Raw genomic sequence first — 12,650 nt, 5'->3', positions numbered from 1 at the left:
TTCGGCACAGCGAGGACGGGGTGATTTTTTGAAGGGCACTTCAGCGAACGACGACGGACTGACGGAGGCCGTCCAGCAGGCGGGGGCCGTGGAGCTGCTGCTGATCCGGCATGGTGAGAGCGAAGGCAACGTTGCGGCCACCGAGGCGCGCCAGGCCGGAGTGGAGGTCATCGAGGTTCCCGCCCGCGATGCGGACGTGGACCTGTCCGGAACCGGAAGGGACCAGGCCAAGGCGCTGGGTATTGCGTTGGCTCGAATGGCGGAGGAGTTCCGCCCCGACGCCGTGGTGTCCTCCCCTTACGCGCGCGCTCGCCAGACGGCCGAGATTGCGGTGGAAACAGCCGGCTGGCCGCTGCAGGTGCGCACGGATGAGCGGCTGCGCGACCGCGAACTCGGCATCCTGGACCGGCTTACCAGGCTGGGCGTGGAGAACCGCTACCCGGAGGAATCTGAGCGCCGGAACTGGCTGGGCAAACTGTATTACCGGCCGCCGGGAGGGGAATCCTGGGCGGATGTGGCGCTGCGGCTGCGGTCGGTCCTGGACGAGCTGAACAGTCTGGGCACGGGCCAACGGGTGATGCTGGTGTGCCACGATGCCGTGATCATGCTGTTCCGGTATGTACTGGAGGGGCTCAGCGAGCAGGAACTGCTGGACCTCGCAGCCACGGAGGCCATCCTCAACGCCTCCGTCACCCGGTTCGTCCGCCCCTCCGGCGTGGGGCCCTGGACGCTGGAGAGCTTCAACGTGGCGGACCACCTGGCGGAGCAGGGCGTCACCGTCACCGAGCATGCGGGAGACACCAGTGTCCGGCCGCGGTGAATCGTCCGGCGCCACCCTGGTGACACCGTCGCTCCTGCGGGAGTGGCCGCTGCCGGCGCCGGGCGAGGACAAATATTCGCGCGGATCGGTGCTGGTGATAGGCGGAGCCCGGGCCACCCCCGGTGCCGCCCTGCTGGCCGGCGCCTCCGCCCTGCGCGCCGGCGCCGGGAAGCTGACCCTGGCCGTTGCCGAGTCGGTGGCCGTACATCTGGGGGTGGCGCTGCCCGAATGCGGGGCCATCGGCCTGCCTGAGACTGCCGAAGGCTCGGTCAAGGCCGAGCTGGACCGGATCTCCTCCTACTTGGACCGGACGGACACCCTGCTGGTGGGACCCGGCCTCGATGACCCCGACCTTGCCGGTGAACTGCTGGAGGCGTTGCTCCAGCGCGAGGCCGGCGGCGACGGTGGCGGGGACGCCGCCGGTGACGGTGGCAGCAAGGGAGGACCCGCCGTCGTACTCGATGCCTACGCTCTGGGCGCCCTGGTGCCGCTGGAGGACCAGCTGGACCCCTGGCGCGGCCGGCTCATCCTCACCCCGAATCCCAAGGAGGCGGGGATCCTGCTGGGCCGGGACGTGGACAACCTCGAGAAAGACCTGGCCGAAATCTCCGCCAGATTCGATGCGGTGGTCAGCTGTCAAGGCCTGATAACCCAGCCGCCCGGGCTGGACCCGGACGAGCCGGAACTCTGGAAGATCACCACGGGGTACGGCGGTCTGGGAACCTCCGGCAGCGGGGACGTGCTGGCGGGCGCCATTGCCGGGCTCCGGGCGCGGGGAACAAGCAGCGCCCAGGCAGCCTGCTGGGGTACGCACCTGCATGCGGCAGCAGCGGACCGGTTGGCCAGCAGGCTGGGGCCGCTGGGATTCCTGGCCCGCGAACTTGCCGACGAACTTCCCGCCCTGATGCTGGAACTCGGTACCTGACAACTCGGTAACCTGGCCCCGGCTACGGTGCAGACACGTGGATGGCCCCCGGCCGAAGCCGGGGGCCACCGTGTCGGGAGGCTAGAGCCAAAGCTGCCGGTGCGCTGTCTGGCGCTGTGGCGTGCACAGAATGGCGATTCGCCCCAAAAAGGCAGTCAACAGATGCGGCCGCCTCCCGATCCTGTCAAACCCTAGGCAGCGATTTCCTGCTTTGCCCCCTTCGTCTCAATTTCGATCTTGCGCGGCTTGGCCTTTTCCGCGACCGGGATCCGCAGCGTCAGGACACCGGCATCGTAGCTGGCCTTCACCTTCTCCATATCCAGTGTGTCGCCAAGGATCAGCTGGCGGCTGAAGACGCCGCGCGGCCGCTCAGCGGCAATCAGCTCGGTGTCCTTGCCCGCAGGTTCGGGGCGTTCGGCCCGCACCGTGAGGACGTTCCGTTCCACATCCAGGTCCACCGAGTCCGCCGTGACGCCGGGCAAATCGAAGGCCACGACGAATTCCTGGCCCTCACGCCATGCATCCATCGGCATCGCCGCCGGCCGTGCAGCCGTTCCGAGGACCTGCTGGGTTAGCCTGTCCAGCTCGCGGAACGGATCGGTACGCATCAACATGGCTTCCCTCCTCGTAAGAGATATTCCAATACCCACATCAGCCGATCTGTATTGGCTGATACAGATTTTTTAGCACTGGAGAAGCAGGTCTTCAAGGGGTTCAAGCGCAGATTCTTGGAAGTTTTTTTGCCTCTGCCCGCGCTGGATTCCTGCGCTGGCCGGAACATGCGGAAGGGGCCTCCCGCGCACTGAACTGCTGTGCGGGAGGCCCCTTCCGAAGTCCTTCATTCGGGGTTGTGGTCAGTCCCTGGTGGGATCCGGGCGAAGCGGTGCGGGACCTGGATCGGGCACCGGCAGCGGGCCCGGGGGCGCCGGCGTGGGGAACGGGTTCGGAGACGGCGGGCCGGGCGGGCGCGGCTGCGTGGGATCCGGTGATGTGGGCTCCGGACCGGGTTCGGGCGGAAACGGCTCGGGTTCGTGCACTGGCGGGATGGTCATGGAACTTCCCCTCTCACGCTGGGCGGATGTGCCTTGAACTGAACAGAATACGCCTGCAGGCCTCCGGCAACTACCCTCCCCCTCCCCGTTGCTCCATCACTTATGGTCCCTAAAGCGGCCTGGTTAGGAGCCACAAGTGATAGAGCATCACGACGGCGGGAGGGCACCGTGGGTCGGGCGCCGTTTAGTCGAGCGCCGTCGAGTCAGGCATCGTCTCGTCAGGCGCGGTTTAGTCAGGCAACGTCCAATCCGGGGGCGGCACCCACCAGCCGCAGCCAGTCGCGCAGCTGTGCGGGGTCCGCCTCCCCGCAACGAAAACCGATGTACCCATCCGGCCGGACGGCAACAACGCCCCGGCCGGGGCGGCTGTCGAGGCGGTGGACGTGAAGCAGCGGACCGCGGTTGTCCAGGGCCGGGAGTGCTGGGACTGCACCCAAGGCGCCGGGTCCGGCGTCGCGCTCCAGCAAAAGGTGGATGCCGGGCACGGCGGTCAGTTCGTGAAGGCGGACCGCACGCCCATCGGCCGTAACCGATGCGTCCGGCAGCCGCTCCCCGGGCCTGGGCCACCCATTGGCCCGGGGCACTCCGTCACGGGAAATGGCACTGTTCCGGTAGTGCACGAACGGCTGGGCCAGCAGCCTGATCCCCCTTGACGTGAGCCATTGCCGGCGGAGCAGCAGCGGCAGGACCGGCGCGAACGCGGGCAGGAGGCTGCGGGCCAGGCGGGCAGCCGGATGCGGCGAGGCTTCGCCGAAGAAGATAACGTGCGTCAGCGCCAGCACCCGCCGGGCAGCGAGCCGCCGCTCCTGCCCGTAGGATTCCAGCAGCTCCGGCAGCGGCCTGCCTGCCGTCGAGGCGAAGCCAAGCTTCCAGCCGAGATTGAGGGCGTCGAGGATCCCGTTGTTCATGCCCTGGCCGCCGGCCGGGGAGTGGGCATGCGCGGCGTCGCCGGCGAGGAAGACTGGATTGCTTTCGAACGTGCTGGCCAGGCGGTGTTGAAGCGGGACCAGGGCCGACCAGCGCACATCCCGGACAGCAGCGCCCAGTCCCGACTCCCTGAGGAGCCGCACCACCTCCTCCGGCGGAACGGGCGGGCCCAGCTGGCCGAAGCCGGCGTTGGGTTGCGGCAGTGCCGGCCGCGTGGCCAGCATCCGCCAGGTGGCACCCTCGCCCAGCGCGAAGAGGAACGCCAACCCCGCGCTCCCCACCGCTACGTGCAGCAGCCCGGGGTCCAGGGTGCCATCAAGCTCCAGGTCTGCCAGGACCGCTTCCACCCGGTACGGACCACCGCGCCATTGTGCGCCGGTGATGCCGCGGACCGTGCTGGACTGCCCGTCGCAGCCGGCCAGGAACCGGGAGACGTGGTGCCCGGCTGCGCCACTGGCCGCATGAAGGTCCGCGTGCACCATCGCGGAGCCTGGCGCCGAACCTTCCCACCCGCGGCGTTCCGGTCCGAGGCCGCGGAACTCCACCCCCCAGTCCACCGGCACGCCCCTGGCCTGCAGTTCCTGCCAGAGCACGTCCTCGACGTCGGCCTGCCGGACCAGGGTCAGGTGCGGAAAGGCGGTGTCCGGGAGGTTGGCGTGGCCCAGCCGGGCTTCAACGACGCGCCGGCCCAGGTGGATGCGGGCTTCGGGGGTGGTGTCGGCGCGCTCCAGCAACCCGTCCGTCACGCCCAGCGGGCGGAGGCCTTCCAGCGCCCGGGCATGCAGCATCATCGCCCGGGAAGGCCGTACCCGGTGTTCGCGCCGGTCCACCACCCGGACCGTGGCGCCGTGCGCATGGGCCTGGAGGGCTGTGGTGAGCCCGGCGGGACCTGCGCCCACCACTAAAAGGTCGGTGTCCGCCGTCGTGCGTTGGCTGCCTGGCATTCCGGCCCGGCCGTCACGCCTGGCCGAGAAGCCGCCACCAGGCGTGGTCGGGCTGGACTGTTGACTGCATCAGGGTGGGGTTTGCGAGCACGTCGTCCCGGCTCAGCCCGGGCAGCACCTTGTAGCTGATGGACCCGGGGACGCTGACCAGTTCCAGGACCCGCCAGAGGGCGGCGGCGTAGCTGCGGGCCCGCTCGGCACCGTCCCACTGGTACAGGCCCCGGTAGGCGCCGTAGGTGTCGTGGGCACACCAGAGCTTGGAGACAAAGCCGGGGAACCCCACGAAGAGCGGGGTGTTCAGCAGGCTCTCCGCCTCGAAAAGGCGGTGCGCCCGGCCGCGGACCAGGCGGAGCGTGAAGGCCACCACAAGGACGCAGGGCTCGCCGGGTTGACGGTCGACGGCGGTCTCCCGGTAGACCCTCGTCGTGCTACCGTCAGCGAAACGCAGCACCCGGCCCACATGTTCCTTCGGAGAGCGCACCTGCCTGCGGGCCAGCATGATGCAGGACGTTCCCATGCAGCGGGCAACCGCCAGCCATGCTTTGGCCCGGGGAGCCGGGGTGGCGGATTCGAGGGTCATGGCGTCTCCTTTTCCTTCCAGTTGGCCCATCCAGACTGCGGGGACCGCGGGCAGGGTCCCAGAGTCTTTCGCCCCTTTCCGGTTGCCCTTTCTCCCCCGGTAGCGAACGGCCTGCTGACTTGTCCGGGGTGGTCTATATATTGAATCCATGACCTCCACTTCCCTGCAGGATTCCACCGGCACTGCAATCCCGGCGCCCCCGGTTGCCAAGAAGGTTCCCACTGGGCGCACCCACCACGGGGAGACGTTCGTGGACAACTACGAATGGCTGCGGGACAAGGAATCGCCGGAGGTGGTGGAGCACCTCCGGGCCGAAAACGCGTACCAGGAAGCCGTCACCGCGCACCAGGAGCCCCTCCGCGAGGCCATCTTCCAGGAGATCAAGGGCCGCACCCAGGAAACCGACCTTTCCGTTCCGCACCGCAAGGACGGCTGGTGGTACTTCAGCCGCTCGGCGGAGGGCAAGGAGTACGGTATCCACTGCCGGGTGCGGGCTGCCGATACCGGGGACAAAGTGGCCGACTGGACACCGCCGGCGGTGGAGGCCGGCGTGCAAATTCCCGGCGAAGAGATCCTGCTGGACGGCAACGTGGAAGCCGAAGGCAAGCCATTCTTTTCCGTGGGCGGCACAGCTGTCACAGTTGACGGCACCCTGTACGCCTATGCCGTGGACAACTCCGGCGACGAACGTTTCACCCTCCGGATTAAGGACCTTCGCACCGGCGAACTGCTGCCGGATGTCATTGAGAACATCTTCTATGGCGTGGCGTTTTCCCCGGACGGCACCCGGCTCTTCTACACGGTGGTGGACGAGTCCTGGCGGCCGTACCAGGTGAAATCACACGTCCTGGGCACGCCCGTGGCCGATGATGCGGTGGTTTACCAGGAGGACGACCCCGCCATGTGGCTGGGCTTCGAACTCTCCGCGGAGCGGCGCTACCTGGTGCTGGGCATCGGATGCTCGGAGTACAGCGAAACCCGGCTGCTCCGCTTTGACGACCCCACCGGCACCGTCAGCACCGTGATTTCCCGGGATGAACGCGTCCTGTACGAAGCCGAGCCCTTCCTGCTTGACGGCCCGGACGGGCACAAGACAGAGCGCATCCTGCTCACCCACAACCGCGGCGCCATCAACTCCATGGTCTCCCTGGCGGACCCGGCCGAGCTGGAAAAGCCGCTGGCCGAGCAGACGTGGCAGACCGTCGTCGGGCATTCCGATGACGTGCGGGTCAACGGCGCGGGCGTCACCGCCACGCACCTCATCGTCTCCATCCGCAAGGACACCATCGAGCGCGTCCAGGTGATGGGGCTCGCAGGGCTGGGCACGCCCGGCCAGCAGGCGCCCGTGGAACCGGAGTTTGACGAGGAGCTGTACACCGCGGGCGTGGGCGGCTCCGATTACGACGCCCCGGTGATCCGGCTGGGTTACACGTCCTACTTCACGCCGTCGCGCATCTACGATTTCGTCCTGCCCACCCCGGAACGGCCCGCAGGTGAGCTGCTGCTCCGTAAGGAAAGCCCCGTGCTGGGCGGCTACGACGGCAACGACTACGTGGCCACCCGGGAATGGGCCACCGCCGCCGACGGCACCCGCATCCCGCTGTCGGTCCTGCGGCACAAGGCCGTCAAGCAGGATTCGACGGCGGCGGGCCTGGTGTACGGGTACGGCTCGTACGAGATGAGCATGGATCCCGGCTTTGGTATTGCGCGGCTGTCGCTGCTGGACCGCGGCGTGGTGTTCGTGATCGCCCACATCCGCGGCGGCGGTGAACTGGGCCGGCACTGGTACGAGGACGGCAAGAAGCTCACCAAGAAGAACACCTTCACCGACTTCGTGGACGCCACCGACTGGCTGGCGGACTCGGGGTGGGTGGACCCTGCCCGGATCGCGGCGCTGGGCGGTTCGGCCGGCGGGCTCCTCATGGGCGCCGTGGCCAATATGGCGCCGGAGAAGTACGCGGCCATCGTGGCGCAGGTGCCGTTCGTGGACCCGCTCACCAGCATCCTGGATCCGGACCTGCCGCTGTCCGCCCTGGAGTGGGAGGAGTGGGGCAACCCCATCACGGACCCCCAGGCCTACGCCTACATGAAGTCCTACTCCCCCTATGAAAACGTGCGGGAGGTCGCCTATCCCAGGATCGCCGCCGTGACGTCCTTCAACGACACCCGGGTGCTGTACGTTGAGCCGGCCAAGTGGGTGCAGGAACTGCGGAACAAGACCACGGGATCCCAGCCCATTGTCATGAAGATCGAGATGGACGGCGGCCACGGCGGCGCGTCCGGCCGGTACGTCCAGTGGCGCGAACGGGCCTGGGACTACGCGTTCATCGCCGATGCCCTGGGTGCCACCGAACTGCTGCCGGGCGCCGGCCTGAAGTAGGTCCTTCATCCGCGTACCGGAAAAAGCTAACCATGCTTACCATTGTGGGGCACTTGTTTTCCGCAGGGATACCAGAGGAGCCGGCATGTCATTGAGCAAGGGAACCCGCGTGGAGTGGAACACTTCGCAGGGCAAGACGCACGGCAGAATCCTGGAAAAGAAAACCAGCGACTTTGAACTCGACGGCAACACGCACCGCGCCAGCGAGGATGAGCCGCAGTACGTGGTGGAGTCGGAGAAGACCGGCGCCCGCGCGGCGCACAAGGCGTCCGCGCTGACCGAGAAGAAGTAGTGCCATGGCTGCCCAGCATGAGGTGGTAATCATCGGCGGCGGCAATGCCGGCATCTCGCTGGCGGCCAGGCTGCAGCGGTACGGCGTCAAAGACGTGGCCGTGATTGAGCCCCGGGGCCACCACTTGTACCAGCCGCTGTTTTCGCACATCGCGGGCGGCCGGGCCCAGGCCAAGGAAGCCGTCCGCCCCCAGGAATCGGTTATGCCCCAGGGCGTGACCTGGATCCGGGATGCAGCCGCGGGCGTGGATGCCAACGCCAACACGGTTGCCCTGGAATCGGGGGTCTCGGTGGCCTACGGCCAGTTGGTGGTGTGCCCGGGGCTGCAGTATGACTGGGACGCGGTGCCGGGCCTGGCTGATGCCGTCCACTCACCGCATGGCACATCCCATTACGAGTTCGAGCTGGCCCCCAAGGCCTGGACGCTGCTCAGCAGCATGACGTCCGGCACCGCCGTCTTCACCATGCCCGCGGGTCCCATCAAGTGCGGCGGCGCCGCCCAGAAACCCATGTACCTGGCCTGCGACTACTGGCGTGAACGGGGGGTCCTGGACAAAATCCGCGTGGTGATGGTGCAGCCCTACCCCACGGTGTTCGGGGTCCCGGAAGTTGACCGGGAACTGGACCGGAAGATCAATGAATACGGAATCGAACTGCGGACCAACAGCGAACTGGTGGCTGTGAGCCCTACCAGCCGCAGGGCAACCATCAGGGACAACGCCGCAAACACCACGGAGGACCTGACGTATGACGTCCTCAACGCCGTCCCCCCGCAGTCGGCCCCGGACTGGCTCAAGGCCACCGACCTGCCGGCCGGCGGGGACACGGGCGGCTTCGTGGAGGTGGACCGGCAGACCCTGCGGCATCTCCGGTACCCCAACGTGTGGTCCCTGGGCGATGCCGCCGGTACCACCAATTCCAAGTCCGGCGGGTCGCTCCGCAAGCAGGCCAAGGTGGTGGCGAAGAACCTGGTGGCAGCCCGCAAGGGAAAGCCCCTGCGTGCCAAGTACGACGGCTACTCGGTGTGCCCGTTCACGGTGTCGCGGGACACGGTGGTGTTCGCCGAATTCGACGACCGGTACCGCCCCATGCCCACCATCCCCCGCGTGCCCACGTGGAATGAAAGCAAACTGTCGTGGGTCGTGGACCGGGATCTGTTCCCGAAGATCTACTGGAACCTGATCCTCAAAGGGCGGGCGTAACCCCTCCCCCCCTTGGAGTTTTTGGACAGATACGAGGACTTCGGCGCCCCTGAAGTCCTCGTATCTGTCCAAAAACTCGACCCCTCAAGGATTCAGGCGCTTCAGGGACCGGCCGACGCGCCATTCGTCGGCAAGGATGGCGTAGATGAGCTCGGTGGCCCATTCGCCTTTGTAATGCCACTTGTCCACGTGCCGCGCTTCCTGCCGCATCCCCAGGCGGCGGCACAGTTCCGCGGACGCGGTGTTGAGCTCGTCCAGGCGCGCCTCGATCCGGTGCATGCCCAGCTCCTCGAACCCGAGCCGCAGCATTGCCTCCGCCGCCTCGGTGGCGTAGCCCTTGCCCCTGGCGGCCGGCGCCAGGCTCCAGCCCACCTCGCCCTGCCCCCGGCCCGGCAGCCACTTGAGCACCACTTCGCCCTGCAGCGCGCCGTCCGCCGCCGACTCGATGGCCAATGCCACCCAGTCGCCCTCCTTTTCGAACACGAAGTTGGCGTAGTGGCCCACCCGTTCCATCGACTCGGTGTAGCTCTTGGCCGGGCCGGGCAGGAACCGCGCGGTCTCCGGCAACGAGTGGTAGGCGTGGAAGGTGTCCAGGTCGCTGCCCTCAAAGCGGCGCAGGATCAGCCGCTCCGTATGGATGGGCAGGTTGACGAGGGGCATGGGCTACGGGGCCACCGATGAGGAGACGACGGCGGCCGTTGCCTCCGCGATGGCGCGCTCCTCGTCCGTGGGAACCACCAGGACGGGAATCGCGGAGGACGGGGTGGAAATGACGCGCGGCTCCCTGGACCGCTCGGCGTTCAGGCCGGCGTCGAGCTCGATGCCCAAAGCACCCAGCCGGTCCGCCACCTGCGCCCGGAACTGCTGGGAGTTTTCGCCGATCCCGGCGGTGAACACCAGTGCCTTGGCCCCGCCGACGGCCACGTGATAGCCGCCGATGTATTTGGCCAGCCGGTAGGACGCCACCGCGAGCGCCATCGTGGCCTTGTCGTCGCCGGATTCGGCGGCTTCCACCACCGAGCGCATGTCGTTGTTGCCGGCCAGGCCCTTCAGCCCGGATTCCCTGTTGAGCATGGTGTCGATGTCTTCGGGGTTCCAGCCGGCGCGGCCAAGGAACACCAGGATGGAGGGGTCCAGGTCGCCGGAGCGGGTGCCCATGACCAGGCCCTCCAGCGGGGTGAAGCCCATGGACGTGTCCACGGACTTCCCGCCCCGGATGGCAGTCACGGAGGCGCCGTTGCCCAGGTGCGCGATGACGCCGTCGAACTCCTCGACGGGAAGGTCCAGCAGCGCGGCCGAGCGCCGCGCCACGTACTCGTGTGAGGTGCCGTGGAAGCCGTACCGGCGGATGCCGTGGTTGATGTACAACTCGTCCGGGACGGCGTAGCGCCACGCGTGCTCCGGCAGGGTCCGGTGGAAGGCGGTATCGAACACGGCAACCTGTGGCATTTTGGGCCACTTTTTGGTGATGGCGCGGATGCCCAGGACGTTGGCGGGATTGTGCAGCGGCGCCAGCGGGTTGAGGCGTTCAATGGCCCGGGTGATCTCGTTGTCCACCAGCACGGGTTCGGCGAAGCGCTCGCCGCCGTGGACCACCCGGTGCCCCACGGCACCCAGCTCAAGGTCGCCCAGTTCCTGGTGGATGGCCGCGTCCACTTGCTCCAGCGCCTCGGCGTGGTCATGCGGGCCTTCGATCTCGCCATCGCCGCCACCTCCGTTGCCCATGCCGATCTTCTCGATCAGCCCCTCCGTGAGGACCGTCCCGGCGGCCACGTCACGGACCTGGTACTTCAGCGACGACGAACCGGAGTTGATGACGAGCACGAGCATGCGGGGCCTCCTCAGCCTGGCGTCTGCAGTTCAACCCCACTATATGTGCCTTGCCCGGCCGTTTTCTTGCGGATCAGGCCTGGCTGTGCCTATGGTCGGCGGACAAGGCTGGACCACGCCGAGAGGACAATTCCATGACGAACGAGCCCAATTCGATCGACGAGAACGACCCCACCAACACGGGATCCAGCAGCACCGCCCCGCTAAACGCCCAACCGGACTCCGGCAGCAAGAACGATCCCACGGGAGTGGAGGGCGCCAACCCTGCCCTGGACGACACCGGCAACGTCAAGGCTGCCGAAACAGGCGAGGCCCCGGAGGCGCCCGAGAACCGGGAGGACCTGGACCTCACCCCGCAGGGCCTCTCCGACGAACCTGCCAAGCAGGAGGACGACGAGAGCCTGGCCAAGCCTGACAACAGCTAGGCCACCCGGGCTTAGGCACCGCAGGCAAAAGTACGACGCCGGCACCCGCCAAGGTGCCGGCGTCGTACGTGGCTGCGAAACAACTAAGCCCGCGCCCCCTGCCGCTGCGCGGCCAGGTACGCGAACAGCTGGCGGAGGCCGAACGACCATTCCGGCAGTTCTTCGCACGGGCCCACCCTGTTCACCAGGGCACCAAGGTGCCGGCTGCGGATGGTCACCAGATCGCCGTGTTTGTGCGTGAAGCCCTGTCCCGGCACGTCGCGGTCCTGCGTCGGGGCGAACAGGGTCCCTGTGAACAGCGCGAACCCGTCCGGGTACTGATGGTGCTTTCCGTGGGTCGCGGCCACAAGCTCCTCGAAGGGCCTGCTGATCCGGGAAACGCTGTTCCGGCCCTCCAGAAGGTAGCCGTCCGGGCCTTCGACCCGCAGCAGGATTTCCTCATCGCGCAGCGTTTCCAGGGTGAATGTTCCGTCGAACAGCCGGATCAACGGTCCCAGCGCGCTGGAGGCGTTGTTGTCCTTGGCCTTGCCCAGCAGCAGCGCGCTCCTGCCTTCAACATCACGCAGGTTCACGTCGTTGCCGAGGGTCGCACCCACCACTTTGCCGGCGGAGGTGGCGATCAGGACCAGCTCCGGCTCCGGGTTGTTCCAGGAAGAGAAGGACGGGATGCCGATGCCGGCGCCGAGTCCCACCGATGAAAGGACCGGGGCCTTGGTGAACACCTCTGGATCCGGGCCGATCCCCACCTCCAGGTACTGCGACCACAGGCCTTCGGAGATCAGGACGCGTTTGGCTTCGGCGGCTTCCGGCGATCCCGGCCGCAGGGCGGAAATACTTCCGCCCAGGGCGCGGCCCACCAGTTCCCGCACCTCAGCTGCGCGTCCGGCGTCGCCCCCACAGCGCTCCTCGATGACGCGCTCGATCATGCTGTCCACGAACGTGACGCCGCAGGCCTTGATGACCTGGAGGTCCACGGGGGCCAGCAACCTGGTCCGGGTGCCATCACCCGCCAGGGAAGCGTTGACGACGTCGGCCGTCTCCCACCGCGGTTCCGCCATGGCGGGGTCCAGGAGGGCTGAGCGGACGGCCGCTGCCGGGTCCGGCAGCTCCAGCAGATCCGCGACCGTCCCGGCCAGGCGGTGCAGGTCAAACACCCGGCCACCGCTGACGGCGACAACGCGCGGGCCGCAGCTCTCAACATCCCAGACCCGCCCGATCAGCAGTGCCTGGTCCGCGTCCTCGGGCAGGACGGCTTGGACTTCTTCAGAATTCAA

Annotated in this window: 12 protein-coding genes; 6 read left to right on the top strand and 6 right to left on the bottom strand. The window is 67.7% G+C overall.

The features are described from left to right. Positions 1-28 precede the first annotated feature (28 nt). Positions 29-820, top strand: coding sequence for a histidine phosphatase family protein (locus tag QFZ57_RS09100; RefSeq protein ID WP_306899649.1), 792 nt, complete (start codon positions 29-31; stop codon positions 818-820). Next, positions 789-1,745 (top strand): NAD(P)H-hydrate dehydratase, encoded by a 957-nt coding sequence (locus QFZ57_RS09095; RefSeq protein WP_306899647.1) that lies wholly within the window; start codon positions 789-791, stop codon positions 1,743-1,745. Before QFZ57_RS09100 ends, QFZ57_RS09095 begins: the two co-directional genes overlap by 32 nt. A gap of 191 nt (positions 1,746-1,936) precedes the next feature. On the opposite strand, the gene QFZ57_RS09090 is transcribed toward QFZ57_RS09095, so the two are convergent. From QFZ57_RS09090 to QFZ57_RS09080, 3 genes are all read right to left on the bottom strand, one after another. Further along, positions 1,937-2,359 (bottom strand): Hsp20/alpha crystallin family protein, encoded by a 423-nt coding sequence (locus QFZ57_RS09090; RefSeq protein ID WP_306630108.1) that lies wholly within the window; start codon positions 2,357-2,359, stop codon positions 1,937-1,939. Between the two features lie 671 nt (positions 2,360-3,030). Next, on the bottom strand, positions 3,031-4,668 hold the full coding sequence (locus QFZ57_RS09085) for an FAD-dependent monooxygenase (protein ID WP_306899645.1): 1,638 nt from the start codon (positions 4,666-4,668) through the stop codon (positions 3,031-3,033). A gap of 13 nt (positions 4,669-4,681) precedes the next feature. After that, the gene (locus QFZ57_RS09080; protein ID WP_306899643.1) at positions 4,682-5,248 is read right to left on the bottom strand and encodes a hypothetical protein; all 567 of its coding nucleotides are present in this window, start codon (positions 5,246-5,248) and stop codon (positions 4,682-4,684) included. Positions 5,249-5,396: 148 nt separating this feature from the next. Here QFZ57_RS09080 and QFZ57_RS09075 point away from each other — a divergent pair, with 148 nt between their 5' ends. The 3 genes from QFZ57_RS09075 to QFZ57_RS09065 all read left to right on the top strand — a co-directional run bounded on the left by QFZ57_RS09075 (position 5,397) and on the right by QFZ57_RS09065 (position 9,121). Next, positions 5,397-7,628, top strand: coding sequence for a S9 family peptidase (locus QFZ57_RS09075; protein ID WP_306899641.1), 2,232 nt, complete (start codon positions 5,397-5,399; stop codon positions 7,626-7,628). Positions 7,629-7,713: 85 nt separating this feature from the next. Continuing rightward, positions 7,714-7,920 (top strand): DUF2945 domain-containing protein, encoded by a 207-nt coding sequence (locus QFZ57_RS09070; protein WP_306899639.1) that lies wholly within the window; start codon positions 7,714-7,716, stop codon positions 7,918-7,920. A 4-nt stretch (positions 7,921-7,924) separates the two neighbouring features. Next, positions 7,925-9,121 (top strand): NAD(P)/FAD-dependent oxidoreductase, encoded by a 1,197-nt coding sequence (locus tag QFZ57_RS09065; RefSeq protein WP_306899637.1) that lies wholly within the window; start codon positions 7,925-7,927, stop codon positions 9,119-9,121. An 84-nt stretch (positions 9,122-9,205) separates the two neighbouring features. On the opposite strand, the gene QFZ57_RS09060 is transcribed toward QFZ57_RS09065, so the two are convergent. Further along, entirely contained in the window at positions 9,206-9,781 is a 576-nt protein-coding gene (locus tag QFZ57_RS09060) for a GNAT family N-acetyltransferase (protein WP_306899635.1), read from the bottom strand. Positions 9,782-9,784: 3 nt separating this feature from the next. Continuing rightward, positions 9,785-10,951 carry an acetate kinase gene (locus QFZ57_RS09055; RefSeq protein WP_306899633.1) on the bottom strand — a complete coding sequence of 389 codons (1,167 nt, stop codon included), beginning with the start codon at positions 10,949-10,951 and terminating at the stop codon, positions 9,785-9,787. Positions 10,952-11,085: 134 nt separating this feature from the next. Here QFZ57_RS09055 and QFZ57_RS09050 point away from each other — a divergent pair, with 134 nt between their 5' ends. Then, the gene (locus tag QFZ57_RS09050; protein WP_306630099.1) at positions 11,086-11,376 is read left to right on the top strand and encodes a hypothetical protein; all 291 of its coding nucleotides are present in this window, start codon (positions 11,086-11,088) and stop codon (positions 11,374-11,376) included. A gap of 83 nt (positions 11,377-11,459) precedes the next feature. On the opposite strand, the gene QFZ57_RS09045 is transcribed toward QFZ57_RS09050, so the two are convergent. Further along, positions 11,460-12,650 (bottom strand): fumarylacetoacetate hydrolase family protein, encoded by a 1,191-nt coding sequence (locus QFZ57_RS09045; RefSeq protein WP_373461301.1) that lies wholly within the window; start codon positions 12,648-12,650, stop codon positions 11,460-11,462.

The organism is Arthrobacter sp. B1I2 (assembly GCF_030816485.1).
Taxonomy (GTDB): Bacteria; Actinomycetota; Actinomycetes; order Actinomycetales; family Micrococcaceae; genus Arthrobacter.
The sequence above is the reverse complement of the archived record's forward strand: the minus strand, read 5'-3'. Positions and strand labels throughout refer to the sequence as shown.